Annotated in this window: 21 protein-coding genes; 12 read left to right on the top strand and 9 right to left on the bottom strand. The window is 70.2% G+C overall.

The window, feature by feature from the left end; all coding sequences use genetic code 11:
* Nucleotides 1–3: 3 nt before the first annotated feature.
* The gene (locus AB0H84_RS29845) at nucleotides 4–699 is read right to left on the bottom strand and encodes a TetR/AcrR family transcriptional regulator (RefSeq protein WP_357611232.1); all 696 of its coding nucleotides are present in this window, start codon (nucleotides 697–699) and stop codon (nucleotides 4–6) included.
* A 55-nt stretch (nucleotides 700–754) separates the two neighbouring features.
* On the opposite strand from AB0H84_RS29845, the gene AB0H84_RS29840 reads away from it, so the two are divergent.
* Nucleotides 755–2,206 (top strand): MFS transporter, encoded by a 1,452-nt coding sequence (locus AB0H84_RS29840; RefSeq protein WP_357611229.1) that lies wholly within the window; start codon nucleotides 755–757, stop codon nucleotides 2,204–2,206.
* On the opposite strand, the gene AB0H84_RS29835 is transcribed toward AB0H84_RS29840, so the two are convergent.
* Complete coding sequence (locus AB0H84_RS29835) at nucleotides 2,203–2,901, bottom strand: alternative oxidase (protein ID WP_357611227.1); 699 nt, start codon at nucleotides 2,899–2,901, stop codon at nucleotides 2,203–2,205. The two genes, AB0H84_RS29840 and AB0H84_RS29835, sit on opposite strands and share 4 nt — an antisense overlap.
* 245 nt (nucleotides 2,902–3,146) lie before the next feature.
* Here AB0H84_RS29835 and AB0H84_RS29830 point away from each other — a divergent pair, with 245 nt between their 5' ends.
* Nucleotides 3,147–4,442, top strand: coding sequence for an aspartate aminotransferase family protein (locus AB0H84_RS29830; RefSeq protein ID WP_357611224.1), 1,296 nt, complete (start codon nucleotides 3,147–3,149; stop codon nucleotides 4,440–4,442).
* Nucleotides 4,439–5,944, top strand: coding sequence for a CoA-acylating methylmalonate-semialdehyde dehydrogenase (locus tag AB0H84_RS29825; protein WP_357611221.1), 1,506 nt, complete (start codon nucleotides 4,439–4,441; stop codon nucleotides 5,942–5,944). Before AB0H84_RS29830 ends, AB0H84_RS29825 begins: the two co-directional genes overlap by 4 nt.
* Before the next feature lie 71 nt (nucleotides 5,945–6,015).
* Here the strand turns inward: AB0H84_RS29825 and AB0H84_RS29820 are convergent, their stop codons facing one another.
* On the bottom strand, nucleotides 6,016–7,914 hold the full coding sequence (locus AB0H84_RS29820; RefSeq protein ID WP_357611218.1) for a PucR family transcriptional regulator: 1,899 nt from the start codon (nucleotides 7,912–7,914) through the stop codon (nucleotides 6,016–6,018).
* Nucleotides 7,915–8,005: 91 nt separating this feature from the next.
* On the opposite strand from AB0H84_RS29820, the gene gabT reads away from it, so the two are divergent.
* Both gabT and AB0H84_RS29810 read left to right on the top strand, forming a co-directional pair.
* Nucleotides 8,006–9,334, top strand: a complete 1,329-nt coding sequence (gene gabT / locus AB0H84_RS29815) for a 4-aminobutyrate--2-oxoglutarate transaminase (RefSeq protein ID WP_357611215.1) — start codon at nucleotides 8,006–8,008, stop codon at nucleotides 9,332–9,334.
* 177 nt (nucleotides 9,335–9,511) lie between these two features.
* Entirely contained in the window at nucleotides 9,512–9,745 is a 234-nt protein-coding gene (locus AB0H84_RS29810) for a hypothetical protein (protein WP_357611212.1), read from the top strand.
* Between the two features lie 97 nt (nucleotides 9,746–9,842).
* Here the strand turns inward: AB0H84_RS29810 and AB0H84_RS29805 are convergent, their stop codons facing one another.
* Nucleotides 9,843–10,988: an extracellular solute-binding protein gene (locus AB0H84_RS29805; RefSeq protein WP_357611209.1), complete on the bottom strand. Its 1,146-nt coding sequence runs from the start codon at nucleotides 10,986–10,988 to the stop codon at nucleotides 9,843–9,845.
* A gap of 49 nt (nucleotides 10,989–11,037) precedes the next feature.
* Complete coding sequence (locus AB0H84_RS29800) at nucleotides 11,038–11,664, bottom strand: TetR/AcrR family transcriptional regulator (protein WP_357611206.1); 627 nt, start codon at nucleotides 11,662–11,664, stop codon at nucleotides 11,038–11,040.
* 293 nt (nucleotides 11,665–11,957) lie between these two features.
* Here AB0H84_RS29800 and AB0H84_RS29795 point away from each other — a divergent pair, with 293 nt between their 5' ends.
* Nucleotides 11,958–13,385, top strand: coding sequence for an aldehyde dehydrogenase family protein (locus AB0H84_RS29795; protein ID WP_357611204.1), 1,428 nt, complete (start codon nucleotides 11,958–11,960; stop codon nucleotides 13,383–13,385).
* 57 nt (nucleotides 13,386–13,442) lie between these two features.
* Here the strand turns inward: AB0H84_RS29795 and AB0H84_RS29790 are convergent, their stop codons facing one another.
* Complete coding sequence (locus tag AB0H84_RS29790; RefSeq protein ID WP_357611201.1) at nucleotides 13,443–14,513, bottom strand: trypsin-like serine protease; 1,071 nt, start codon at nucleotides 14,511–14,513, stop codon at nucleotides 13,443–13,445.
* A gap of 55 nt (nucleotides 14,514–14,568) precedes the next feature.
* Entirely contained in the window at nucleotides 14,569–15,570 is a 1,002-nt protein-coding gene (locus AB0H84_RS29785) for a peptidase (RefSeq protein ID WP_357611198.1), read from the bottom strand.
* 197 nt (nucleotides 15,571–15,767) lie between these two features.
* On the opposite strand from AB0H84_RS29785, the gene dxr reads away from it, so the two are divergent.
* Both dxr and ispG read left to right on the top strand, forming a co-directional pair.
* Nucleotides 15,768–16,946, top strand: a complete 1,179-nt coding sequence (gene dxr, locus AB0H84_RS29780; protein WP_357611195.1) for a 1-deoxy-D-xylulose-5-phosphate reductoisomerase — start codon at nucleotides 15,768–15,770, stop codon at nucleotides 16,944–16,946.
* A 30-nt stretch (nucleotides 16,947–16,976) separates the two neighbouring features.
* Nucleotides 16,977–18,140: a flavodoxin-dependent (E)-4-hydroxy-3-methylbut-2-enyl-diphosphate synthase gene (gene ispG, locus AB0H84_RS29775; RefSeq protein WP_357611192.1), complete on the top strand. Its 1,164-nt coding sequence runs from the start codon at nucleotides 16,977–16,979 to the stop codon at nucleotides 18,138–18,140.
* 75 nt (nucleotides 18,141–18,215) lie between these two features.
* On the opposite strand, the gene AB0H84_RS29770 is transcribed toward ispG, so the two are convergent.
* Together AB0H84_RS29770 and AB0H84_RS29765 are read right to left on the bottom strand one after the other, a co-directional pair.
* A complete protein-coding gene (locus AB0H84_RS29770) occupies nucleotides 18,216–19,523 on the bottom strand; it encodes an FAD-binding oxidoreductase (protein WP_357611189.1) in 1,308 nt (435 codons plus the stop codon).
* A 26-nt stretch (nucleotides 19,524–19,549) separates the two neighbouring features.
* A complete protein-coding gene (locus AB0H84_RS29765) occupies nucleotides 19,550–20,059 on the bottom strand; it encodes a nuclear transport factor 2 family protein (protein ID WP_357611186.1) in 510 nt (169 codons plus the stop codon).
* Nucleotides 20,060–20,184: 125 nt separating this feature from the next.
* On the opposite strand from AB0H84_RS29765, the gene AB0H84_RS29760 reads away from it, so the two are divergent.
* The 4 genes from AB0H84_RS29760 (at nucleotide 20,185) to AB0H84_RS29745 (ending at nucleotide 24,698) form a co-directional block, all read left to right on the top strand.
* Complete coding sequence (locus AB0H84_RS29760; RefSeq protein WP_357611183.1) at nucleotides 20,185–21,093, top strand: LysR family transcriptional regulator; 909 nt, start codon at nucleotides 20,185–20,187, stop codon at nucleotides 21,091–21,093.
* 130 nt (nucleotides 21,094–21,223) lie between these two features.
* On the top strand, nucleotides 21,224–22,861 hold the full coding sequence (locus tag AB0H84_RS29755; protein WP_357611180.1) for an alpha/beta hydrolase: 1,638 nt from the start codon (nucleotides 21,224–21,226) through the stop codon (nucleotides 22,859–22,861).
* A complete protein-coding gene (locus tag AB0H84_RS29750; protein WP_357611177.1) occupies nucleotides 22,858–23,712 on the top strand; it encodes a transposase in 855 nt (284 codons plus the stop codon). The genes AB0H84_RS29755 and AB0H84_RS29750 overlap by 4 nt, the downstream gene beginning before the upstream one ends.
* Nucleotides 23,713–23,855: 143 nt before the next feature.
* Nucleotides 23,856–24,698, top strand: a complete 843-nt coding sequence (locus AB0H84_RS29745) for a GNAT family N-acetyltransferase (protein WP_357611267.1) — start codon at nucleotides 23,856–23,858, stop codon at nucleotides 24,696–24,698.
* Nucleotides 24,699–24,702 lie beyond the last annotated feature (4 nt).

Below are 24,702 nucleotides of genomic sequence, written 5' to 3'. Positions count from 1 at the left end.
CTGCTACGCCGGCAGCCGCCGCTCAAGGCCGTCGAGCACCGACACCAGCCCGAAATCGAAGGCGACCGCCTGGATGGCGCTCGGGTCGTCGTAGGCGTCGAAGTCCAGGCCCTCCAGCATGTCGGGATAGTCACGGGCCGCGGTGAGGACCATCTTGCGCATCTCGTCGGGGTCGTACTCGCGGTCGGACATCGAGGTGTTCCAGGCGATCTCCGGCAGCGTCCTGCCGTATACGTAGGCGGTGAGCGTGCTGCCGGCGTAGTCGACGTCCAGCCCCTCGAACCCGGCCTGTCTGAACATCCTGCGCATTCCACTGGCCACGCGCATCGCGTTGGGGCCGAGCGCGGGCAGGCGGCCGAGCAGGTCGGCCGACCACGGGTGGCGCAGCATCACCTGGCGCATGCTGTAGGCCAGGACCGAGGCCGCCTCGCGCCAGCCCACGTCCTCGGGCATGGTCATCTCGCCCCACACCTCGTCGTAGACCAGCTCCAGCAGCTCGTCCTTGTGGGCGACGTACCAGTAGATGCTGGTGGCGCCCGCGCCCAGCTTCGCGCCCAGCTTGCGCATGCTCAGCCCGGCCAGGCCCTCCGCGTCGAGCAGCTCGATGGAGGCCCTGACGATCTCCTCGCGGCTGAGCCCCGGGCTCGCGGCCTTGCGCGGCTCGCGGAGCCACACGGAGGTGAACTGCTTGCCTGTCATCCTCCAAGGATAAATGCACTCGCACACTGTACGAGAGGTGCCGTACAGTGTGCGAGTGACCTCGAACACTGTACGAGACCCGCGCCGATGGTGGATCCTCGGCGTGCTCTGCCTTGCCTTGCTGGTGCTTGTCGTGGACAACACCGTCCTCAACCTCGCCATCCCCTCGCTGAACAAGGAGATGGGGGCGAGCCCGTCGGACATCCAGTGGATCATCGACGCGTACGTCCTGGCCTACGCCGGACTGCTGCTCACCTCGGGCAGCCTGTCCGACAAGTACGGCCGGAGGCTGTTCCTCATCATCGGCCTGGCGTTCTTCGGCGGCGCGTCCCTGGTGGCCGTGCTCGTATCCGAGCCGTGGCAGCTCATCGGCGCCCGCGCCCTGATGGGTGTCGGCGGCTCGCTCGTCATGCCCTCGACGCTGTCGATCCTGATGACCGTCTTCGACGAGGAGGAGCGGCGCAAGGCGATGGCGGCCTGGAGTGCGGTGGCCCTGGTCGGCATGGTGTCCGGCCCGACGCTGGGCGGCTTCATGCTGGAGCACTACTGGTGGGGCTCGGTCTTCCTGCTGAACATCCCCATCGCGGCCCTCGCGATCGTGGCCGCCGTCGTGCTCATGCCCGAGAGCCGCAGCGGCGGCCGGAAGATCGACCCCGTCGGCGTGGTGCTGTCCACCGTGGGGCTGACGGCGGCCGTGTACGTCATCATCGAGCGCGAATGGAACGTGATCGGCATCGCGATCGCGGTCGTCGCCCTGGGCGCGTTCGTGGTCTGGGAGCGCAGGCAGACACAGCCGATGCTGCCGCTGCACCTGTTCGCCAACCGCAACTTCAGCGGCGCGTCGTTCTCGATCCTGCTGATGGCGTTCGGGGCGGGCGCCGTGCTGCTGATGCTCACCCAGTACCTGCAGTTCGTGCTGGGGTATGAGGAGATGCAGGCGGGGCTGGCCATGCTGCCGTACGCCGTGGCCGCCGCGATCTTCAATGGCGTGGGCGCCGGGCTGGGCAAGAAGGCGAGCAACCGGGTGCTGGTGGGGGTGGGGCTGCTGGTGATGGCCGGCGGCTTCGTCGTCATGGCCACGACCACCGGATATCTCCCGCTCCTCACGGGCCTGATGATCATGGGCATGGGCGCCGGGCTGGCCGGGCCGTCCGCGTACTCGTCGCTCATGGCCGCGATCCCCGTCGAGCACGCCGGCGTCGGCTCGGCGCTCAACGACACCGTCCAGCAGGTGGGCATGGCGCTGAGCATCGCGGTCCTGGGCAGCGTGCTGGCCGGGCAGTACACCTCGCAGATGCCGGCCGACCTGCCCGCCGCCGCCAGGGAGTCGATCGGCGGCGCGCATCTGGCGGGCTTCGCCGAGGCCGGCAACCAGGCGTTCACGTCGGCCATGCACCTGGGCTCGTGGGTCGGGGCCGCCTTCTGCGTGGCCGCCGCGCTGCTCGCGGTGGCCGTCCTGCGCCCGGCCGTGGCTCCGGTGCCGGTGCCGGAGAGCAGCGGGGTCTAGCGGACACGGGGTTCCCGCATGCTCTCGAGGCTGTCGAGCTTGTGGGTGCGCTCGTCGTGGCCGATCTGCCTGAGCAGGTCGGCCACCGAGTGGTAGCGGCCGTACTCGGCGGCGTACGTGCCGGGGTCGGGCACGAAGTCCAGCTCCGGGTTCTCGGCCACGAAGGTCATGTACTCGTGTTCGGCATGGTCCTCGAACTCCGCGTTGAGCCGGTAGCTCCACTCCGGCCTGACCAGGAAGAGCACCCAGGACACGTGGTAGTAGAAGAACGCGATCAGCCACGGGGCGGCCCGGTGCAGCAGCCAGCTCTGCCTCTGCCCGGTGCGCTGCACGAGGTCCTGCAGGATCAGCAGGTGCCACTGCTCGTTGTCCTGGTCGGCCCGGGCCTCCACGATCCGCTCGAAGATCCTCCTGACCAGCGCCGACCGTCCCCGGTAGCGGTGCACGGCCCAGTAGCCCATCCGCTCCCACGCCTGGTACGGCACGCGGGCGATGATCTCCAGCATGGCGAACTTCGTGTACGAGCCCTTCTCGCCGTACATGAGGTCCACCGGCCTGAACATCAGCTTGGCCAGCAGGCTGTACGCCATGCGCGGGGTGTCCAGCGTGTCCCGCTGGGCCTGGCGGAGCTGGTCGCGGTCGAGCTTGGGCGGGCCGGAGGGCGCCTCGGGGCGGCGGTCGAGGGTGATGGTCATCTCGGACTCTCCTTCGTGTTCCTGGATGATCCGATGGTGGCCGACCGGCCTGGCCCCGGTCGTCGGCCGCCAGTGGTCATTCGCGGTGCCTCCCGCGGCGTACGGGGCCGGCGCGACGTACACCTCCAGACGGACGGGAGATCCCCTAGGGGGCGGCTGGAAATTTGCAGGTTGTAAGGGTTTCTTGCGTCGGGCCGACAGGTTGCGGGTGGGAGCACCCGGAGGGAAAAGGGATACTCGGTAGCATGTCGGAGCTTCTCGCGCGCCATCGGGCAGTGATGCCCAACTGGTTGGCACTCAACTACAACGAGCCCATCGAGATCGTCAGCGGCAAGGGCAACCGCGTCATCGACGCGGACGGCAAGAGCTATCTGGACTTCTTCGCCGGCATCCTGACCAACATGATCGGGTACGACGTGCCCGAGGTGCGCGAGGCCGTCGAACGCCAGATCGCCACCGGCGTGGTGCACACCAGCACCGTCTACCTGCTGCGCGGCCAGATCGAGCTGGCCGAGAAGATCGCGCGGCTCTCCGGCATCCCTGACGCCAAGGTCTTCTTCACCAACTCCGGCACCGAGGCCAACGAGACCGCCCTGCTCCTGGCCACGTACGCGCGCAAGACCGACCAGGTGCTCGCCATGCGGCAGAGCTACCACGGGCGCAGCTTCGGCACGATCGGCGTCACCTCCAACCGTGCCTGGAAGAACAACTCGCTCTCCCCGCTCAACGTGCAGTTCCTGCACGGCGCCGACCGGCACCTCACCCAGTTCAAGGGCATGTCGGACGCCGAGTACATCCAGGCGTGCGTGGAGGACCTGCGCCACGTGCTGGCCACCGCGGTCTCCAACGACGTGGCGGCGCTGATCGCCGAGCCGATCCAGGGCGTGGGCGGGTTCACGATGGCCCCCGACGGGCTGTTCGCCGCGTACAAGGAGGTCCTGGACGAGCAGGGCATCCTGTTCATCTCCGACGAGGTGCAGACCGGCTGGGGCCGTACCGGCAGCGCGTTCTTCGGCATCCAGAACCACGGCGTGACCCCCGACATGATGACGTTCGCCAAGGGGCTGGGCAACGGCTTCGCCGTGGGCGGCGTCGTGGCGCGCGGCGACCTGATGGACGCTCCGCACGCCGTGGGCCTGGCCACGTTCGGCGGCAACCCCGTCTCGATGGCCGCCGCCAACGCCACTCTCGACTACGTGCTCGACCACGACCTGCAGGCCAACGCCGCGCGTACCGGCGAGATCATCATCAACGGCCTCAAAGAGGCCGCCAAGCGGCTGCCCGTGGTCAAGGACGTGCGCGGCAAGGGCCTGATGTTCGCCGTCGAGCTGGAGAGCCCCGCGCAGGCCGCCCGCTTCATGGAGGAGACCAAGAAGGCCGGGCTGCTGGCGGGCAAGGGCGGCCTGTACGGGACCGCCATCCGCATGGCCCCGCCCCTCACCCTTACGGCGGACGAGGCCGTCGAAGGGCTCGGCATCATCGTGACCGCCCTCGAAACGATCAACGCAGAGACCATCGACGCAGAGGCAGCAGCTCAGTGAAGTCCGTCAACCATTGGATCAACGGAGCCCTCGCGGACGGCGACGCCCGCACCGCGGAGCTCTACAACCCGGCGACGGGCGAGGTCAGCGGTCACGTGGCCCTCGCCTCGGCGGCCGACGTGGACGCAGCCGTGGCGGCGGCCGTCGCGGCCTTCCCCGCCTGGCGGGACGCGTCGCTGGTCAAGCGGTCACAGGTGCTGTTCCGCTTCCGCGAGCTCATGTACGCCCACCGCGACGAGCTGGCCGCGCTGATCTCCTCCGAGCACGGCAAGGTCCACTCCGACGCGCTCGGCGAGGTGGCCCGGGGCCTGGAGGTCGTGGAGTTCGCCTGCGGGATCCCCCATCTGCTCAAGGGCGGCTTCTCCGAGGGCGTCTCGACCCGGGTCGACTCCTACTCGATCCGCCAGCCGCTGGGCGTCGTGGCCGGGATCACGCCGTTCAACTTCCCGGCCATGGTGCCGATGTGGATGTTCCCGATCGCGATCGCGTGCGGGAACGCGTTCGTGCTCAAGCCGTCCGAGAAGGACCCGTCGGCGTCGCTGCTCATGGCCCGCCTGTGGAAGGAGGCCGGGCTGCCCGACGGCGTGTTCAGCGTCGTGCAGGGCGACAAGGTCGCCGTGGACCGGCTGCTCGAGCACCCCGACGTGCGGGCCGTGTCGTTCGTCGGCTCCACCCCGATCGCCAGGTACGTCTACGAGACCGGGACCTCGCACGGCAAGCGCGTGCAGGCACTCGGCGGCGCCAAGAACCACATGCTCGTCCTCCCCGACGCCGACCTCGACCTGGTGGCCGACTCCGCCGTGTCGGCGGGGTTCGGCTCGGCGGGCGAACGGTGCATGGCCATCTCCGTCGTGCTGGCCGTGGACCCGATCGGCGACGAGCTCGTACAGAAGATCGTCGAGCGGGTCGACCAGCTGGTGATCGGCCCGGGCGACGACCCGAAGTCCCAGATGGGGCCGCTCGTCACCGAGGCGCACCGCGACAAGGTCGCCTCCTACCTCGACCTCGGCGTCGAGGAGGGCGCCAAGCTGGTCGTGGACGGCCGCGAGACGGCCGTGCTCGGCGGCGGCAAGGCCGCGGAGACGCCCGGCTTCTGGCTCGGCCCGACCGTGCTCGACCACGTGCCGCCGGGCTCGCGCACGCACGAGGACGAGATCTTCGGGCCGGTCCTGTCGATCGTGCGGGTCTCCTCCTACGAGGAGGGGCTGGAGATCATCAACGGCGGCCTGTACGGCAACGGCACCGCGATCTTCACCAACGACGGCGGCGCCGCCAGGCGCTTCCAGAACGAGGTCGAGGTCGGCATGGTCGGCATCAACGTGCCCATCCCGGTGCCGATGGCCTTCTACAGCTTCGGCGGCTGGAAGTCCTCGCTCTTCGGCGACACGCACGTGCACGGCACCGAGGGCGTGCACTTCTACACCCGCGGCAAGGTCGTCACCTCCCGCTGGCTCGACCCCTCGCACGGCGGCGTGAACCTGGGCTTCCCCACCAACAAGTGACCGTCATCGACAAGTGACCGTCATCGACAAGTGACCGTCATCGACGGGTGACGGTCATCGACGGGTGACGGTCATCGACGGGTGGCCTCGAGTGCGAGCCAGAGCTCGGCTCGCACTCCCGGGTCGTCCAGGTCGCGGCCCAGCAGCTCGGTGACGCGTTTCATGCGGTAGCGCAGGGTGTGGCGGTGCACGCCGAGCCGCTGCGCCGCCGCGTCCCAGTGGCCGTTGCTGTCCAGGTACGCGCGTAGCGACCCGACCAGGTCGGGTTTGGAGCCGTACGCGGTGAGAGGGGACAGCAGCGCGGCCGCGAACGCCTGGACGGCGGTCCGGTCGAGCAGCCCGAGCAAGCCCTGCCCGGCCAGCTCCCCGAATCTCACCACCCGCCCCGCACCCGCTTGCCAGGCGGGGGCGCCGCCCCTGGCGGCCTCCAGCGCGCGCCGCGCCTGGTCCAGCGCGCCGTGCAGGGCCTCAGGGGCGTAACCGCACGGCAGGCTGACACCCACCGGCCCGTCCAGCTCCAGCGCCGCCCTGCCCGCTGCCCTGTCCGTCGCCCTGTCCGTCGCCCTGTCCGCCAGGGTGCTGTCCGCCATCGTGCTGTCCACCAGCGCCACGGCCAGGGAGTCCGCCGCGTCGTCATCGAGCAGCGCCGCGAACGCGTGCGACTCCAGGGCCTCCAGCGCGTCGGCGTCGGCCGCCAGCACCGCCAGCGGCTCCTCGGGCAGCCGCCCGCCGAGCGGCCTCAGCACCGCCTGCGCCCGCTCCTCCTCACCGGCCAGCAGCAGCCGCAGTACGGCGGAGCGCGCCCGCCGCACGGCGTCCAGCTGGCTCCTGCCCTGCTCCATGGCCAGGGTGAGCAGGGATCCCGCGGCGTTGATCACGGTGTGGGTGACCGGCGAGAAGGGCTCTCGGGCGCCGGCGGCGAAGAATCCGCGCGGACGCGCTCCTCCGCCCAGCGGCTGCACGACGATGTGCTCACCGGGACCCGACAACGCCAGGCTGGCAGGCAACGGCCCCGCCCGCCCGGCACCTCCACCCACGCGCTCAGCGCCTCCCCCCGCGCGCCCGGCACGCCCACCCGCGCGCTCAGCGCCTCCCCCCGCGCGCTCAGCGCCTCCCCCCGCGCGCTCAGCGCCTCCGGGCTCAGGTGCGGAGTGCCTGCCCGCACGCGTCCCGCCTCCGGTCGCGCCCGCGGCGCCCCGTCGTGCGTGCGTCGTGTCGCGGGTTGTGCGTGCGACGCCCACACCTTCGGGCGTCGCGTCTTGTGTCATGCTTCCGTCCTCATGTGCGGCACCATTGCGGACGTGCGCGGTGTCGCCGTGGTCCTCGTCTCCGACGTGTCCGGGGCCGCGGCGATCACCATGCCCGGCCGGGGGGCGGCCCGTGCGGAGGCGGGTGAGCTCGGCGGCGACGACATCCGCGTGGGCGCCGCGGGAGGCGTGGCGGACCTCGCCCGAGTCGTCGAAGAGCGCCGCCCAGCCGCCGACCTCCTTGGCGAGCCGGTCGATGACCGCGTGCATGCCTTCAGGCCGGAGCGCCGCCCGCGTCAGGCGGCCCTGGGCGGCGAAGGCACGGGCGATCTCCTCGTACTGCTCGGCCGCCAGCAGCTCGCTGACCGCCTTGCCGATCGCGATGAACGGGGTCTCGCGCGGCACCTCCAGCAGCGGCAGCCCGGCCTCGTCGGCGGCCGCGACCAGGGCGGGCGGCACCTCCCCGTGCGAGACGCCGACACCGAACCCGAGCCCCGCGACGCCGCGGGCGACCAGGCGGGCGACATACTGGGACTGGTCGCCTTCCATCCGCATGCCTGTGGTGAGAAGGAGCTCCCCGCCCTCCAGGTACGGCGTCGGGTCCGCCAGCTCGCTGACCGCGACCCACCGCACCACCGCGTCCAGCCGGCCCACACCGCCGGGGATGCCGGCCACCGGCCGGAGGCCCATGCGGCGTATGACGGTGTGGAGCGGAGGCGGCATGCGGATTTTTGTCCATTCTGGCGAAGACGACCAGTTCAATGTTACATATCGACGTATCGGCGCAGGTGAGAGCCCGCCGTAGCGTCGAGCCATGAGCATTCCCCAGGAGCGGCGCGTCGTGACCGCGATCCCAGGCCCCAAGTCGCAGGAGTTGCTGGCCCGCAAGCAGGCCGCCGTCCCGCCCGGCATCGGCACCACGCTGCCGGTCTTCGTCACCCGCGCCGGCGGGGGAGTCGTGCAGGACGCCGACGGGAACTCTCTGATCGACTTCGGCTCCGGCATCGCCGTGACGAACGTCGGCAACGCCGCCCCCAAGGTCGTGGAGCGCGTCCAGAAGCAGGTCGCCGACTTCACGCACACGTGTTTCATGGTCACCCCGTACGAGTCGTACGTCCGGGTGTGCGAGAAGCTGAACGAGCTGACCCCGGGTGACCACGAGAAGCGCACGTTCCTGGTGAACTCGGGCGCCGAGGCCGTCGAGAACGCCGTCAAGATCGCCAGGCATGCCACCGGCAGGCCGGCCGTCGTCGTGTTCGACCACGGCTACCACGGCCGCACGCTGCTCACCATGACCCTGACGGCCAAGAACATGCCGTACAAGCACCGCTTCGGCCCCTTCGCGCCCGAGGTGTACCGGGTGCCGCTGGCGTACCCGTACCGCTGGCCGACCGGCCCCGAGAACTGCGCCGAGGAGGCCGCCGCGCAGGCCGTCGACCTGATCACCAAGCAGATCGGGCCGGAGAACGTGGCCGCCGTGGTGATCGAGCCGATCGCGGGCGAGGGCGGCTTCATCGTGCCGGCCCGGGGCTTCCTGCCGGCGATCGCGGAGTTCTGCCGGGCCAACGGCATCGTGTTCGTGGCCGACGAGGTGCAGACCGGCTTCGCCAGGACGGGCGACCTGTTCGCCTGCGAGGACGAGGGCGTCGTACCCGACATCATCACCACCGCCAAGGGCATCGCGGGCGGCCTGCCGCTGGCCGCCGTGACCGGGCGCGCCGACCTCATGGACAGGGTGCACGTCGGCGGCCTGGGCGGCACGTACGGCGGCAACCCCCTGGCCTGCGAGGCCGCGCTCGGCGTCCTCGAGACCATCGAGGAGGAGGACCTGGTCGCGAAGGCCCGCCGCATCGGCGAGATCATGCTGCCCCGGCTCAAGGCACTCCAGGAGCGCTTCGGCGTGATCGGGGACGTTCGCGGGCGCGGCGCGATGATCGCGATCGAGCTGGTCGAGCCGGGCACCAAGGAGCCGAACCCCACCGCCGTACAGGAGGTCGTCAAGCGCTGCCACGCCGAGGGCCTGCTGGTGCTGACGGCGGGCACGTACGGCAACGTGCTGCGCTTCCTGCCCCCGCTCGTCATCCCCGAGCACCTGCTTGAGGAGGGCCTCGGCATCCTGGAGAAGGCGATCGCCGAACTCTAGTGGAAACCCCCACCAATCGGGCATCCGGCTTGCGGCTGGATGCCCGATTTTGTGGTGTAACTGGCGTCAGTCGGGTAGAGAATTCACCCTGACTTGACGCTCAGCATGACGCTCACGGCCTCGGTCAGGGTTATAACGGTTGCGACATACGGATGGGCGATGACTGCAGGGAGCGTGATGAACTGGAGTCCGACCAGATCGGCGCAGAGTATGTTGACGTTCGACCCTGAAGGCCTCACCTGGGCCCAGCGCGACGGCGACGCCTGCGTCGTCTGCCACAAGAGATGGCCGCGCCCGCGCGTGCGCGTGGGCGTGCTACCCGACAACTCGTCGGTCCTGGCCTGCGGCGACTGCGCCGAGGCACTCGTTCCCGCTCCGACGGCCACCGTCGTGGCGTTCCCGGCCCGCTGACCACGGCGAAGCGAGACGCCCCGGGACGAGGGGGAAGGCCCGGGGCGTCCCTACGGGTCGCACCCAGCGGGGGGAAGCGGGCGCGCCCGCGCCACCGTCATTTGGCGAGCTTCTGCCACCTGTCGATCCAAGCCTTGTACTCAGTGCATTCCCCGTCATCCGCCCGGCAACCCCCGGGTGGCCGAACGGCGAAGTCCACGCGGTCGAGTTGCTTGCCCCGCCCGTAGGTCTCGCACATCAGCTTGGCCCGCCCCTTGCACGCCTTGACGTTGGCCGGAGCCAGGCCCACCCAGGCGGCGGCGTCACGCTGCGCGTCCGGGTCGGTCACCCAGTTGAGCCACCGATAGGCGCACGTGGTGTCGGAGACGCTCGCGCCGAGCATCCAGGAATCCACCCATCCGGTGGTCTTGCCCGTCTGGAGCGTCTTGACCGGCAGCCCGGCCTGCTGCAGGAGCAGGCGGTAGTACGGGGTGGCCTGGGCGTAGTCGAGCGCCCCGGTGGCGAACCCCTGGACCAGGTCGAGCGGGTTCGTCCAGTAGGTGCGGCCCTTGGTCTGCTCGAGCCGGGCCATCGCCGCGTCGAGCTGATCCTTGGTCAGCTCGAACGGCTCCTTCACCGACCCGTCGGCCAGGGCGGCGTCGGCGATCGTGAGCGGGGTGTCCCTGAGCGCCGCGCGGTCGGAGGCGAACGCCTGCTTGATGTCGCCCTTGACCTTGGCCGAGTCGTAGACGAACTCGTGATAGCCCCACAGGTACGGCACTCCGTACACCTTGCCCGACACGGTGGACATGTCGCGGAAGCGCTCGTCGATGTCGTCGTACCCGGTCACCTTGGCCGGGTCGATGGGCTGCACCTGCTTGCGCTCGATCAGGTCGGCGGCGAGCACGGGGCCGGCGGAGATCACGTCGTAGGGGCGCGTGGCGGCCCCTTCCATCTCCTGCGCGGTCTGCACGGTGTCGAGCTTGGCGATCCGGCAGCCGGTCTCCTTCTCGAACGTGCCCACCCAGTTGGCCTTGGGGCTGATGCCGCCGTACTCGGCGTAACCGCGGTAGGTGAGGATCTGCAGCGTGCCGTCGAGCTGCGTGGCGCTCGGGCTGGGCGAGGGCGAGGGAGTGGGGGTGAGCGTGGGAGCCGAGGTGGAGCTCGCGGACGGCGTCGGGGTCGGGGTCGGCCGTGTCGCGCCCATGCCGACGGCCAGCGCCGATGCGGCGAGTGCCAGGGCGTAAGCACGACGACGATTCACGATGTCCCCCCCTTGTCCGTGTGCTGGAGCTTACAGGGGGCGGGCAGTGTTACTCCTGCTTCTCCACCAGGTAGCCGCAGATGATCGCCGTCGTGACCGCCTCGAACGTGCGCCCGTCACGCAGGTGACCGGCACGTTCCAGACTGATCGCCCCTTGGGCCGCCGCCCACAGCGCGTCCGCGATCTTGCGGGGCTGGGTCGGGGTCAGGTAGCCGGCCGAGATGCAGTCGGCGATCACGCGGTCGAGTATGTTCAGGGCGGCGCGGGCCAGGGTCCTGGCGCGTTCGCTGGGCTCGAAGCCGGGGATCGCCCGCTCGAACATCAGGCTGTAGTAGCCGGGCTCGGCCAGGCACACCTCCCGGTACGCGGGCCCAAGCGCGGCCAGGTGCTCCAACGGGCTGCGCCGCGCCGGCACCGCCTCCAGGAAACGGCGGAACCGCTCGAACCCCTCCAGATAGAGCGCCTCCGCCAGCCCTTCCCGGTTGCCGAACATCGTGTAGATGACGGTCGTCGTGCAGCCCGCCTCCGCGGCGATCCTGCGCATGGTCAGGCTTTCGGCCCCGTCCGACTCGAGGAGGTTCACCGCCACGTCGAGGAGCCGGGAGCGCAGCTCGTCGTGGCTGGCGCGCTCACCCAGGAGGTAGGCGCCCTGCAGGCCCAGTGGCGCCGAGGTCATGAGACCTCCCTCGTGGCCAAGGAGCTCAGCGTCCTTGTGACCTCACGTTGTTCGGTCACGGGGCCCACGCCTTTCTGAAGTCGGGGGCCCGCCGCGCTGGAGACCCGCACACGATGACTTAGCCATGGCGGAGATCGCTCAAACCACTCCGCATGGTAAACATCCCGAATTGGGTCTACTTCTGTTACATCATGGGTATACCAGGGAGCTTGTACTTAACGGTGAGCCCTCATGGGAGTCTTGTGCACCGTGGTGTAAATCCCCCATGGCAGGCTTGGCATAACGTCATGTGTATGGACGTGCGTACCTTCTGGCTGGCCGGCCGCGCCGCGACCGGGGACTCCGAGCTCACTGTGACCAACCCCCACGACGGCCGCGTGGTCGGCCGGCACTCCGTGCCGACCGATGCCCAGGTGGAGGAGGCCGTCGCGGCCGCCCACGCGGTGGCCCGCGAGGCCGCCGCGCTGCCCGTGCACGTGCGCGCCGAGGCGCTGGCCCACGTGTCGCGCCGCATCGCGGAGCGGGCCGAGGAGATCGCCCAGCTGATCATGGCCGAGAACGGCAAGCCGATCCTCTGGGCGCGCGGGGAGGTCGGGCGCGCCGTCGCCACGTTCCGCTTCGCCGCCGAGGAGACGCGGCGCTGGTCGGGCGGGGTGCAGCGGCTCGACACCGAGCCCGCGGCGGCCGGGCGGCTGGCGTACGTCTCCCGCGTCCCCCACGGACCCGTGCTGGCGATCACCCCGTTCAACTTCCCCCTGAACCTGGTCGCCCACAAGGTCGCCCCCGCCATCGCCGTCGGCGCCCCCGTCATCGTCAAGCCGGCCCCCGCCACGCCGCTCTCCTCGCTGCTGCTCGGCGAGATCCTGGCGGAGACGGATCTGCCCGAGGGGATGTTCTCGGTCCTGCCGATCGAGAACGAGCGCGCCTCGGCGCTCGTCCAGGACCCCCGTCTCCCCGTGGTGTCGTTCACCGGCTCCGCGCCCGTCGGCTACGCCATCGCCGACCAGGTGCCGCGCAAGCACGTGACGCTGGAGCTGGGCGGCAACGCGGCCGCCGTCGTGCTGGCCGACGCCGACCTCGACTGGGCGGCCCAGCGCATCGCCCTCTACTCCAACTACCAGGCCGGCCAGAGCTGCATCGCCGTGCAGCGGGTGATCGTCGAGCAGCCCGTCTACGACGCCTTCGTCGAACGCCTCCTCCCGGCCGTCTCCGACCTCGTCACCGGCGACCCGGCGGACGAGAAGACCCAGGTGGGCCCGCTGGTCTCGGAGGCCGCGGCGGAGCGGGTCGAGCAGTGGGTCAAGGAGGCGGTCGCCGCCGGCGCCCGCGTGCTGGCCGGCGGCACCCGCGAGGGGGCGGCGATCGCCCCGACCGTGCTGGCCGACGTCCCGCACGACGCCAAGGTGGCCTGCGAGGAGGTCTTCGGCCCCGTCATGATCCTCCAGCCCGTCGCCTCGATCGACGAGGCGTACGCGCTGGTCAACGAGTCGAAGTACGGCCTCCAGGCCGGGGTGTTCACCCGCTCGCTGGACGCCGCCTTCCGCGCCAACCGGGAGCTGGAGGTGGGGGGTGTCATCATCGGCGACGTGCCTTCGTACCGGGCGGACCAGATGCCGTACGGCGGGGTCAAGGACTCGGGGATCGGCCGCGAAGGGCTGCACTCGGCGATGGAGGACTTCACGTACGAGAAGGTCATGGTTCTGACCGGCCTGACGCTCTAGGGTCGTGGCGGCCGCTCGCGCCTCACATGCGCGAGTGGTTGCTGCGCGTCGCCCAGGCTATGCGTGCTCCGTAGTGTTGAAGAGCGCCTTGACGGTGTCGCCGAAGTACGGGCCGTACATGGTGCGGTGGTCGTCGCTGTACTTGAAGCTGCTCAGCGACGTGATCGTGCCCTTGCCCGAGCCCGGGTCGAACGCCGTCAGCCACGGCCCGCCGCTCGAGCCCGCCGTCATGTCGCAGGCCAGGCCCTGGTCTCGGCTCTGCCCGTACGGGTCGTCCTTGAGCCGCCCCGCGCAGTAGACCAGGTGGTCACCGTCGTACGGCGGATCGGCGGGGTAGCCGAAGCCGAACGCCTGGCCCCCGCGCGCGGTGTTGAAGGCGATCTCCTGCGCGCCCACCACGTCGGCCACGTGCCTGCCGCCCGACGTGGCCAGCGCGACCATGCCCACGTCGTAGTTGTCGTCGCCGCTGCGCGACCACGGCCCGGCGACGAACATGCGGCGTGCCGCGTACTGCCCGTACGGCTGCAGGCCGGCCGTTTCGTACCCGGGGACGAACGTCCAGTTCGCCGCCCACTCGCCGGTGCCGTCCTTGACGCAGTGGCCGGCGGTGACCACGACGTCCCTGTTGGCGCTCTTGACCGTGCTGGCCGAGCAGACGAAGTCGGTGCCGGCCACCGTCATGAAGACGCGGCCCGTGGTCCTGGCCACGGCGCCGCCCGTGATCCAGCGCGAGCCGACCGTGTTGGTCTGCGGCCGGCCGGCCGCCTGGTGGCGTCGCGACGGGGTCAGGTTCAAAGGATCGGGAGCCACGCGGCCGCCCGACACGTCCGGGGCGGCGCGGAGGCCCGTGCGGCCGGTCACGCCGCTGAGCAGGCCGGCGCCGTCCGTGACGAGGTCCAGCAGGTGGATCGGCAGTGCCTTGGCCATGCGCTCCGGCGTCCAGTAGTCGAGCACGCGCCGCTGATCCGCGGCCGTGCGGGCGGCCACGTGCTCGACTATCTCGGTACGCACTGCCCTGTGGGCGGGTTGGTCGGCCTGCTGCCGGCCGGGGGCCCCGCCGAGGAGGGCGGGGCCGATCAGTCCCGCCAGGAGCGGGGCGGCCGCAAGCAGGGGGGTGCTCAAGGTCATGCCCCCGGAGTCTGCACCACGAGATGTGTTCTTGTGACTACTTTCGGTAAATCGCTCAGAGTGCGTTGGTGCTTTGCGCGGATTGGTAGACGGCTTGGGCCTCATTTCCGAAATATGGGCCGAACATCCAGTTGGGGGCGAAGTTGTATTTGAAGCTGTTGACCGAATTCTGGGTGCCGAGCCCGGTGGACTCGTTGAAATTCAACATCCAGGGGCCGCCGCTCGCACCGCCGGTCATGTTGCAGGTCAGGCCCTGGTCCTCGCTCATGAGGAAGTCGTCGAAGGTCCGGCCGCTGCAGTAGATCAGCTTCGAGCCGTCGTACGGCGCCGCCGCCGGATAGCCGAACCCGTACATCTGCTGCCTTCTCTGCTGGTTGAACGCGACGCCCTGGCCGCCCACGACGTCCACCAGCGTCTTGCCCTCCAGCGGCGCGACCACCGCGGCGGCGACGTCGAAGTTGATGTCCTCGCTCGCGTTCCACTGCGGCGTGGTCAGGAGCTTCGTGGCCGCCCAGGTGCCGAACGGCCGCTGGCCGTTGGTGTAGCCGGGCACGAAGACCCAGTTCGTGTGGAACGTGCCATTCAGTTTCACGCAGTGGCCTGCGGTCAGCACGACGCTCTTGTTGGCGCTGGTCACCGCCGAGCCCGAGCAGGACGCGTTCCGCCCCTGCGTGGTGAAGAAGATCCGGCCGGTGGTCTTCACGACCGCGCCCCCGCCGGTCCACGCCTCGCCGGACGATCTGGCCGCCTGCAGCTCCGTGCCGGCGCGGGCCGCGCCGGTGGGCGGTGCCGTCCACGGGGTGCCCTCTGACGGCTCGTCCATCGCCGGCTTCGTCCCCTTGTTGGGGCCTGGCGCGTCCAGCGGCTGGGCCGCCTCCATCCGCCGCTCGGTCCAGTACGTCAGGACCTGCCGCTGCTCGGAGGCCGAGTCCGCCGCCGCGTGCTGGGCCGGTTTCGGCCGCAGCTGGACGCCGGCCTGTGCCGCGCCCGCCGGGAGCAGGGCGGCGCTTCCCGCGGCGAGGGTGAGGATGGAAAGCAGAACGACTCTGCGGTGCATTACGTACCTCCCGAAACCGTATCTGGGGTACGGAAGGTAGTCGTAGCAATATCCAGATTTCTCAAGATTCGCGCATACCGATATAGCGATATTCCGGCATGAATTAACTGCGTTATCTCCGGTCACATAAGTGACGGAATTTTGGCATGGTCGGTGCCGCGTGCCTGAGTACGTCCGGCAGCGGGGACAATGGACAGGTGCATGAAGAGACCCTCCGCACCGTCGTCGTCCTCGGCTCCACCGGCTCCATAGGCACTCAGGCCCTCGATGTCGTGGCCGCCAACCCGGGCGGTTTCCGGGTCGCCGGGCTGGCGGCGGGGGGCGGCAAGGTCGAGTTGCTGGCCAGGCAGGCGGCCGCGTTCGGCGTCGAGGTGGTGGCGGTGGCCGACGCGGCGGCCGTGCCCGCGCTGAAGGACGCGCTGGCCGCGCACGGCGCCCGGCCCACCGTGCTCGCCGGGCCCGAAGGGGTCGCGGAGGTGGCGGCGTGGCCGTGCGACACGGTGCTCAACGGCATCACCGGCGCGCTCGGGCTGACCTCCACGCTGGTCGCGCTCGAGGCGGGCAGGACCCTCGCGCTGGCCAACAAGGAGTCCCTGATCATCGGCGGGCCGCTGGTCAAGCGGCTGGCCAAGCCCGGCCAGCTCCTGCCGGTCGACTCCGAGCACTCCGCGCTGCAGCAGTGCCTGTGGGCCTCGGGGCCCGGCGGCTACGACCCCGACAGCGTCAAGCGGCTCGTGGTCACCGCCAGCGGCGGGCCGTTCAGGGGGATGAAGCGCACGGAGATGGCGGACGTCACCCCCGAGATGGCGCTGGCCCACCCCACCTGGTCGATGGGCCCGGTGATCACGATCAACTCCGCCACGCTGGTCAACAAGGGGCTCGAGGTGATCGAGGCGCACCTGCTGTTCGACCTCGGTTTCGACCGCATCGAGGTCGTGGTCCACCCGCAGTCGATCATCCACTCCATGGTCGAGTACGTGGACGGCTCGACCATCGCCCAGGCCAGCCCGCCCGACATGCGGCTGCCGATCGCTCTGGCGCTCGGCCACCCCCGCCGCATCCCCGGGGCGGCGCGGGCCATCGACTGGACCCAGGCGCACACGTGGACCTTCGAGCCGCTCGACGATGTCGCGTTCCCCTCCGTCGCGCTGGCCAGGCACGTCGGCGCCGAGGGCGGCACCGCGCCCGCCGTCTACAACGCGGCCAACGAGGCGTGCCTCGACGCGTTCATGCGTGGTGAGCTGCCGTTCCTGGCGATCGTCGACACCGTGGCCAAGGTCGTGGAGGAGCATCAGGTGACCCCGGCCGACTCCGTCGAAGAGGTGCTGGCCGCCGACGCCTGGGCCCGGGCCCGCGCGGTGGAGCTCACTACCTAAACTGGAAACCGTCGTCAAGTAAGGGTTGAAATGTCTTCTGTTGCTCTCGGCATCCCGACGGTCCGTCCCAAGCCGCTCGCCGAACGCCGACACTCTCGCCAGATCATGGTCGGCAGCGTGCCCGTGGGCGGTGACGCGCCCGTCTCGGTGCAGTCGATGACGACCACCGTGACCGCCGACGTCAATGCCACGCTGCAGCAGATCGCGGAGCTCACGGCGTCGGGCTGCCAGATCGTCCGCGTGGCCGTGCCGTCCCAGGACGACGCCGACGCGCTGCCGATCATCGCGAAGAAGTCGCAGATCCCGGTCATCGCCGACATCCACTTCCAGCCCAAGTACGTGTTCGCCGCCATCGAGGCGGGGTGCGCGGCGGTCCGGGTCAACCCCGGAAACATCAAGAAATTTGACGACAAGGTGGGCGAGATCGCTCGGGCCGCCTCCGACCACGGGGTGCCGATCCGGATCGGCGTCAACGCCGGCTCCCTCGACCCGCGCCTGCTGCAGAAGTACGGCAAGGCCACGCCCGAGGCGCTCGTCGAGTCGGCGCTGTGGGAGTGCTCGCTCTTCGAGGAGCACGGGTTCCGCGACATCAAGATCTCGGTCAAGCACAACGACCCGGTCGTGATGATCAACGCGTACCGGCTGCTCGCCCAGAAGTGCGACTACCCGCTGCACCTGGGCGTCACCGAGGCCGGCCCGGCCTTCCAGGGCACCATCAAGTCCGCGGTCGCCTTCGGCGCCCTGCTGGCGGAGGGCATCGGCGACACCATCCGGGTCTCGCTCTCCGCGCCTCCGGTGGAGGAGGTCAAGGTCGGCGCCCAGATCCTGGAGTCCCTTGGGCTGCGCGAGCGGGGGCTGGAGATCGTCTCCTGCCCGTCGTGCGGGCGGGCCCAGGTCGACGTGTACACGCTCGCGGAGCAGGTGCAGGCGGGGCTCGAAGGGCTCAAGGTGCCGCTGCGGGTGGCCGTGATGGGATGCGTGGTGAACGGGCCGGGGGAGGCCCGGGAGGCCGACCTGGGAGTGGCCTCCGGCAACGGCAAGGGGCAGATCTTCGTCAAGGGCGAGGTCATCAAGACGGTGCCGGAGTCGCAGATCGTGGAGACGCTGATCGAGGAGGCGCTCCGGCTGGCCGAGGAGATGGGCGTCGAGGTCGACCTCGACGACGACTCCGGCCCCCAGGTCGTCGTCGGCTGACGGCCCCTTCACGATCCACCGGCTTACGGCGCACCGATGTGTGCGCCGCCGGCTGGTCGGCGCGGATCGGGGCGTTCAGCTGAGGACGGGGAAGTTGCTGCGGAAGGCGTTGTGCGGGTCCCGGCGGCGTTTGATCTCGCGCAGGCGGTTCAGCGCGGCGGGGGTGAAGGCGTCGGCAGCGCTCTCTCCGGGGCTGAGGAAGGTGAAGGGTTTGCGGCCGCTCACCGGGAGCGCGCCGCTGAGCGCGCGCTGCTTGGCGGTGATGGCCCCGGCCGTTGCCGGGTCGGTCGGCAGGCCGAACAGGTAGAGGGCGTACGGTTCGGCCAGCGGGCCGTGCGGGCTGTCGGACGGGCGTGCGAACGCGCCGCCCAGCCGGCGTATCTGTACGCTCAGCAGCGGGGCGATGGGATCCGCCAGCAGCGTCTTGGCCGTGCTGTCGTCCAGGTCGGCGAGCAGCTCGCCGCGTGAGGAGCCCACGCCGGGGTCAGTGGGTTCGGCGGTGATGGTGCCGAGTTCGGAGACGGTCATGGTCCGTCTGCTGTCGGCGAAGGGGCGGGGGAGCCGGTCCAGGGGGTTCAGCAGGTCGCGGGCCTGCGCGGTGTCGCCGAGGTAGGTCGCGTCCACCGCCACCATGGGGTCGGCCCCCGGGAAGTGCAGCAGGTCGAGCCAGACAGTCAGCTCGTCGGGGGCGGTCAGGGTGATCTGCCGATAGGCGTCCATCACGGCAGGGGCGTGTTCGGCGGGCCACAGCATCCGGCCGCCGTACAGGTGCGGCGCCCGGTGGAGGGCGAGTTCCAGGGCGGTGACGATCGCGAAGTCGCCGCCTCCGCCGCGCAGGGCCCAGAACAGGTCGGGGTCGGTGCCGGCGGTGATGTGCCGCGGCCGCCCCTCGGCGTCCACGATGTCGAACGCGGTCACGCTGTCGGCGACCCAGCCGTACGTGCGGCCGAACCAGCTCAGCCCGCCACCGAGGGCGACGCCGGTGACGCTGACGACAGGGGAGCTGCCGGGCAGGCCGGTCAGACCGTGCGGTGCGGCGGCGGCCTGCACGCGGCCCGAGGACACGCCCGCGCCGACGCGGGCACGGCGGGCGGCCGGATCGATCTCCAGAGCGTCCAGCCGCCGGGTGCGCAGCAGGATCACGCCGTCCAGGTCTCCGGTGGCGCCATGGCCGTTGGGCTGGGCTGAGACCGTCAGGCCGCGGGTACGGGCGAAGCGCACCACAGCCGCGACGTCGGCGGTGTCGGCCGCCTCGACCACGGCGGCGACGGGTTGTTCGACGGCCAGATTCCAGGGACGCCGGGCCTGGTCGAAGCCGTCATCTCGGGGCAGCAGGACCCGTCCGCGGACGAGGTTGCGCAGGTCGTTCAGCTTGTTGGTCATCTTTCTTCCCGTCCAGGCGTTGATGGTCAGGCCCCGAAGATCGCGGTGGGGTCGCCGGTGTACCAGGCGTTGTCGATGCGCAGCCGGCGGATGACCCAGCGCTCCCCGTCGCGGATCAGGTCGACGTCGTAGGGGTTCTTCAGCAGGGCGAAGGTGGCGGGGTCGGCGGTGAGCAGATGCTGGGCCTCCACCAGGGCCGTCAGCCGCGCGGTGTCGCCGTCCACGACGATCCGGGGGTTGGTGACCTGGTGGGTGGTGTCCACCCGGCCGGTGAACATGGTCAGGATGGTGACGACGATCGTCTCCCGCCCGTACATCACCGGTGGCCCGCCGCCCCACTTGGCGGCGGCCGGGCGGAAGTCCAGCTCGGCCTCGGCGGCGAAGGCGGAGGCGAACAGCGCCTTGTCCTTCAGGTCCTGGCCCAGGCCGAACCGGTACAGCGCGTCCAGGATCTCGGCACGGTCCCGCAGTTCCCGGACGACCGCGTTCACGTCGGCGGCCGGAGCGGACAGGGCGTGTTCGGCGGTGACGTACATCGCTTGCTCCTGTGCAGGTCAGAGGGGTGTTTGAGCGGTTACTACTCTCGGCCTGGGCAAGGGCGCGATCAATGCGCGGCTGTGCAAGGATCGTGAAGCTGGGATTAACGATTCGGAGGAGTGCCATGCTGGAACGGCACGAGCTGGAGGCGTTCCTCACCTTGGCGGAGGAGCTGCACTTCGGCCGCACCGCCGACCGGTTGCACGTGTCCACGGCCCGGATCAGCCAGACCATCGCCAAACTGGAACGCAGGATCGGAATCCCGCTGTTCAACCGCACCAGCCGCCGGGTGGAGCTGACCGAGGTGGGGCGGCGGCTCTACGAGGAGGTCCGCCCCGCCTGGGGCCAGATCACGACCGCGTTCGAGCGGGCGATCGACACCGGCCGCGGCCTGACCGGCTCACTGCGGGTCTCCTTCGTCGGCGCCGCGGGCGGGCAACTGCTCGCCGGGGCCGCCGAGCTGTTCCGCAGGCGCCAGCCGGACTGCGACGTTCACCTCCGCGAAGCGCAGATGGTCGACCTCATGCCCTGGCTGCGGAGCGGAGAAGTCGATCTCGCCCTCGGCACCCTTCCCATTGACGAACCCGACATCGTCACCGGGCCGGTCCTGGTGTCCGAGGCACGTATGCTCGCGGTGCCTTCGCAGCACCCCTTCGCCCGCCGCCGGAGAATCTGCCTGGAAGACCTGGCCAGGGTGAAGCTCCTGCAGCTGCCCGATTCGCTGCCGGAGTCCCTGCGAGCGGACCGTACCCCGCCTACCACGCCCTCGGGGAGGCCGATCGAGCCCGGTCCTTCGGCCTCGACGTTCAACGAGATGCTCACCCTCATCGGCGCCGGCCACGGCGTCTTCCCTGTCGGCGCCCAGGCCAGGCGCTACTACGCGCGCCCCGACGTCGCCTACATCCCCATCAGCGACGCCCCGCCACTACGCTGGGGGCTGATCTGGCGAGCCGACGGCGCCACCGCCCGTGTCCGCGCCTTCGCCCAGGCCACCTATGACCTGCTCACCCTTTCGGAGACGACGGCTTTGTAAAGACCGGAAAGAGCCGTTACTGGATGCAATCAGGCCATGACAACTTGGCAAGCATTTCCCCATACCCAGCGTCATGACCCGGTCGCTCACGGGAGCATCGCAGGCCTATGGACACGGGGAAGGGGGCCCGGTGAAGCGGGTCATGGGGGTTGTCGCAGGTGTCGCGCTGCTCGTCGGCGGGATCGTGAGCGCGGACGGGACGGCGCTGGCCACTGGTGCGAGGGGGATGCCGGGCGACGTGGCGTGGGCGCCGTGTCCGAGCGAACCGGAGAGGGCCACGTCAGCCGATCTCGAGTGCGCCACCGTACGCGTACCGCTCGACTACCGCGAGCCCATGGGGCAGGCGATCACGCTGGCCATCAACCGGATCAAGGCCAAGGTGTCCAGGGACGCCAACCATCTCGGCACGCTCCTGGTGAACCCCGGCGGGCCGGGGGCATCCGGGCGGGAGCTGACCGAGTTCGTGGCCGCGGCGCTGCCGCAGGACGTGAGCGAGCGGTACGACATCGTCGGGTTCGACCCGCGCGGCGTCGGCGGGAGCGAGCCGGCCGTGCACTGCGTGGACCCGGAGACGTACTTCAAGGCTCCCCGGCCGGACGCGGTGCCGCACGGGGAGGCGGAGGAGCGGGTGCTGCTCTCGAGGGCGGCCGACTACGCGAACCGGTGCGGCGACCACTGGGCCTGGCTGCTGCCGTACCTCACCACCGAGAACTCCGCCAGGGACATGGACTCCATCCGCGCCGCGCTCGGCGAGGAGAAGATCAGCTACCTCGGCTACTCGTACGGCACCTACCTGGGCGCCGTCTACGCCACGCTCTTCCCGTCCAGGGTCAAGCGGCTCGTCATGGACAGCACGATCGACCCCACGCTGGTCTGGTACGAGTCGAACCTCAGGCAGGACAGCGCCTTCGAGCACCGCCACCGCCAGTTCCTCGCCTGGACCGCCAGGCACAACTCCGCCTACAAGCTGGGCGCCACCGCCAAGCAGACGTCGTTCGCCTACTACGCGATGCGCGACCGGCTGCACGCCCGTCCGGCGGGCGGCATCGTGGGGCCGAGCGAGCTCGACGACATCTACACGACCGCCGGGTACAGCGACCGGGTGTGGCCCCAGTTCGCGCAGGCCTGGTCCTCGTACGTACGGCAGGGCGACGTCGGCGGGCTGCTCGGCCTCTACGAGAAGTACGGCAAGGACGACGCGAAGGCCGAGAACGGCTACGCCATCTACCTGGGCGTCCAGTGCACCGACGCCAAGTGGCCGCGCGAGTGGGGCAAGTGGAAGGCCGACATGACGCGGATGCATCGCCAGGCGCCGTTCATGACCTGGCCGAACGCCTGGTTCAACGCCCCCTGCCTCTACTGGTCGGCCCCGGGCGGCACGCCGGTCGACGTGAAGGGGTCGCGGAAGCTGCCGCCGATACTCATGATCCAGTCCCGGGACGACGCCGCGACGCCGTACAAGGGGGCGCTGGAGATGCGCAGGCACTTCGACCGCGCGACCATGGTGGTCGAAGGCGGCGGCAACCACGGGGTCTCGCTGGCCGGCAACACGTGCGTGGACGCCCGCCTCGCGGCGTACCTGAGGGACGGCACGCTGCCGCGGCGGGACGTGGAGTGCCCCGCGCTGCCCGAGCCTAAGGCGTCCCAGCGCATGGCGGCCGAGACCTCCGCGGAGGGCCTGCTCGGGCTCCTCGGGCTGCTTCAGCCACATATAGCGAGGAACCTCGGGCCTTCACGCCCGGGAGGAATCGCCTACGGCGCCGCGTGAAATTCGTTGTGCAGGTGCGACTGTTCCCCACGCCTGCCCAGGAGGCGGCGCTGGCGGACACCCTGCGCCTGTGCAACGAAGCCGCCAACCTCGTCTCCCGCATCGCGTGGGAGACGAAGACGTTCCGGAACTGCTGCTCCGACGAGCAGGCCGCCGCGCTGGCCGCCTACCGCAAGAGCGAATCAGACCTCGTTCGCCGCGACGGCATGTGGCTGCTGATCGCCACCTGCGACATCCCCGACACCGACGTCACCGAACCCGACGGCTTCCTCGGCGTGGACCTCGGCATCGCCAACATCGCCACCACCGACGACGGCAAGCGTCACTCGGGCAAGCACCTGAACGCGGTCCGGCACCGCAACCGGGAGCTCCGCCGCCGCCTCCAGGCCAAGCAGACCAAGTCCGCCAAACGCCTGCTCAAGGCCCGCAGGCGCAAGGAGGCTCGGTTCGCCCGGGACGTCAATCACGTCATCTCAAAAGACATCGTGACCGAGGCTGCACGCACCGGACGCGGGATCGCCCTGGAAGACCTTCAGGGCATCCGCGACCGGGTACGGCTCCGCAAGCCCCAGCGGGTCACGCTGCACTCGTGGGCGTTCCACGAGCTCGGCCAGTTCGTCGCCTACAAGGCCCGCCGTGCCGGTGTCGCCGTGGTGTACGTCGATCCGGCTTACACATCGCAGGGGTGTTCGGCGTGCGGGCACGTGGACAAACGCAACCGGCCGAACCAGGAAACCTGCGCCTGCACGTCGTGCGGCTTCGCTGAGCACGCCGACGTCAACGCAGCCCGCAACATCGCCTCACGCGGCGTCGCGGGCTGGGCTGCTGTCAACCAGCCGAACGCGGCCTGACGCCTGACCTCCAGTCATGACGATGAGCTGCAAGCTCAGCCCTTTAGGGCTGAGTCGTTGACGCGATATGACGTCAAGAATGGATTACCGTCGGCATCGCCCTATGAGCTAATCGGTAACCCTTCGCGTAGTCTGACCATGTGATGCTGCGTACATCGGCGTCGCGCGTGCTCGACGACAGCGATCGGGACGAGGTTCTCGCCCTGCTGGACACCGACCCGGTCGCGAACGTCTTCGTCTCCTCCCGGGTGCGGGCCGTCGGACTCAATCCGGCGAGGCTGGGCGGGCAGATGTGGGGTTTCGGGCCGCGCGGTGGACTTGTGTCACTCTGTTACGCCGGTGCCAACATGGTGCCGGTCAACGCCGGTCCCGAGGCCGTGCACGCGTTCGCCGACCGCGCCCGCAAGCAGGGGCGTCGCTGCTCCTCCATCGTGGGCCCGGTCGACGCCGTCTCCCTGCTGTGGGAGCGCCTCGAGCCGCACTGGGGCCGGGCCCGGGCGATCCGGTGGGCGCAGCCGGTCATGGCCACCTCGCGCAAGCCGCCGGTGCCCCCCGATCCCCTGGTACGCCGGGTGCGGCCGGACGAGTTCGACATCGTGCTGCCTGCCTGCGTGGCCATGTTCACCGAGGAAGTCGGCGTCTCGCCCAACCTCGGCGACGGCGGCGCCCTCTACCGCACCCGCGTGGCCGAGCTGATCAGGATCGGCCGGTCCTACGCCCGCATCGACGAGGGGCGGGTGGTCTTCAAGGCGGAGATCGGGGCCGTCACGCCGCAGGCCTGCCAGATCCAGGGCGTCTGGGTCGCGCCGGAGCTGCGGGGGAGGGGCCACGCCGTGGCGGGCATGGCGGCCGTCGTCGAGGCCGCGCTGAGCCTCTTCGCCCCTGTGGTCACGCTGTACGTCAACGACTTCAACCATTCGGCCAGGGCCGTCTACCGCAAGGTGGGCTTCCAGGAGGTCGACACGTTCATGTCGGTGCTCTTCTGAGAGC

Source organism: Nonomuraea sp. NPDC050786, from assembly GCF_040654115.1.
Taxonomy (GTDB): domain Bacteria; phylum Actinomycetota; class Actinomycetes; order Streptosporangiales; family Streptosporangiaceae; genus Nonomuraea.
The sequence above is the reverse complement of the archived record's forward strand: the minus strand, read 5'-3'. Positions and strand labels throughout refer to the sequence as shown.